Raw genomic sequence first — 1,079 nt, 5'->3', positions numbered from 1 at the left:
CCGTTCGGCGCCGTCAGACCATTGCTCGCACCATCCTGATTGATCGCCGAACCCCGCACGACCGCCAGCACCGGGTGACCGTTCTTCCGGGCATCGGACAGCCGCTCCACCAGCAGCATGCCCGCACCCTCACCCCAGCCCGTACCGTCCGCACCCGCCGCGAACGCCTTGCACCGCCCATCGACCGAAAGCCCACGCTGCCGGCTGAAATCAACGAACGTCTCCGGCGTGGCCATCACCGCCACACCACCGGCCAACGCCAGATCACACTCACCACTGCGCAACGCCTGAGCCGCCAGATGCAACGCCACCAACGACGACGAACACGCCGTGTCCACCGTCACCGCAGGACCCTCGAGCCCCAACGTGTACGCCACCCGACCAGACGCGATACTCCCCGCATTCCCGGTCCCGATGTACCCCTCGACCCCCTCCGGGAACTCCACCAGCCCCGCCAGATAGTCGTGATACATCACCCCCGCGAACACACCCGTACGACTCCCCCGCACCGACGTCGGATCGATCCCCGCCCGCTCCAACGCCTCCCACGACGTCTCCAGCAGCAACCGCTGCTGCGGATCCATCGCCAACGCCTCACGCGGACTGATCCCGAAGAACCCCGGATCGAACTCCCCCGCCCCATGCAGGAAACCACCCTGCCGCGTATACGACGTCCCCGCATGATCCGGATCCGGGTGATACAACCCCTCCAGATCCCAGCCCCGATCCGACGGGAACGACGACACACCATCCCCGCCACCGGCCACCAGCCGCCACAAATCCTCCGGAGACTCCACACCCCCGGGAAAACGACAGCTCATCCCCACAATCGCGACCAGATCATCCCCGACGACCCGCCCACCAACACCCACACCAGCACCAGTGACAGCCGCAGCGGGAACCACGGCCTGCGGACCCTCCGGCCCCACCAACTCATCCCGCAGATACCGCGCCAGATCACCCGGCGTCGGATAATCGAACACCAACGTCGCCGGCAACCGCAGCCCCGTAACCGACCTCAAGTCATTACGCAGCTCCACCGCCGTCAACGAATCAAAACCCAACTCCTTGAACGCACG

Annotated in this window: 1 protein-coding gene; it reads right to left on the bottom strand. The window is 66.2% G+C overall.

Going from position 1 to position 1,079, the window contains the following annotated elements:
* Positions 1-1,079, bottom strand: a 1,079-nt coding sequence (locus ACFYOH_RS44890; RefSeq protein ID WP_388638169.1) for a beta-ketoacyl synthase N-terminal-like domain-containing protein, incomplete at both ends; no start/stop codon positions are given.

The organism is Streptomyces sp. NPDC007856, assembly GCF_042868225.1.
GTDB lineage: Bacteria > Actinomycetota > Actinomycetes > Streptomycetales > Streptomycetaceae > Streptomyces.
Note: the sequence above shows the minus strand (reverse complement) of the source record. Positions and strands in the feature narration are given on the sequence as shown.